Source organism: Azospirillum tabaci, assembly GCF_014596085.1.
In the GTDB taxonomy this organism is placed as follows: domain Bacteria; phylum Pseudomonadota; class Alphaproteobacteria; order Azospirillales; family Azospirillaceae; genus Azospirillum; species Azospirillum tabaci.
Genome location: NZ_JACCJY010000084.1, coordinates 1 through 791, shown reverse-complemented (window position 1 = coordinate 791; position 791 = coordinate 1). Strand labels below are relative to the sequence as shown.

The 791-nt window shown below is 65.9% G+C and carries 2 protein-coding genes; both read right to left on the bottom strand.

Features of this window, described 5'->3' with window-relative positions; translation table 11 throughout:
- On the bottom strand, nt 1-674 hold a 674-nt coding region (locus tag H0B54_RS29350), incomplete at its 3' end, for an NAD(P)(+) transhydrogenase (Re/Si-specific) subunit beta (RefSeq protein WP_188263275.1).
- Between the two features lie 2 nt (nt 675-676).
- Nucleotides 677-791: proton-translocating transhydrogenase family protein (locus H0B54_RS29345; protein ID WP_188263274.1), on the bottom strand; the 115-nt coding region annotated here is incomplete at its 5' end.

Here is a 791-nt window from a genome sequence, read left to right as displayed (position 1 = left end):
CAGCCGGAATAGCTGTTCAGCATCGAGATCACCACCGGCATGTCGGCGCCGCCGATCGGCAGGATCAGCAGCAGGCCGAGCGCCAACGACACGGCGACGATCAGCCACATCGGGGCGTCGGCGTTGCTCTGCACCAGCCAGACGATGAGGAGGATGGTGAGGATGCCGAGGCCGGCGTTGAGGTGGTGCTGGTAGGGGAAGACCAACGGCTTGCCGGTGACCAGGCCCTGCAGCTTGGCGAAGGCGACGATCGAGCCGGTGAAGGTGATGGCGCCGATGGCGGTGCCGAGCGCCATCTCGACCAGCGAGCCCTTGGCGATGGCGCCGGGCACGCCGATGCCGTAGGCCTCGGGCGAGTAGAAGGCCGACAGCGCCACGAACACCGCGGCCAGACCGACCAGCGAGTGGAAGGCGGCGACGAGCTGCGGCAGGGCGGTCATCTCGATCTTCTTGGCGATGACGTAGCCGATGCCGCCGCCGATGGCGATGCCGAGGACGATCATCCAGTAGGACTGGACGATGGGCAGGGCCAGCGTGGTCAGCACGGCGATGGTCATGCCGGCCATGCCGAAGAAGTTGCCCTGGCGGGAGGTCTCCGGGCTGGACAGGCCGCGCAGGGCCATGATGAAGCAGACCGAGGCGACCAGGTAGAGAAGGGCGGACAGGGTTTCCATGGTTACTTGCCCTTCTTCTTGAACATCGACAGCATGCGCTGGGTGACCAGGAAGCCGCCGAAGATGTTGACGCTGGCCAGGATGACCGCGAGGAAGCCCATGATCTTGGAGAAGCCG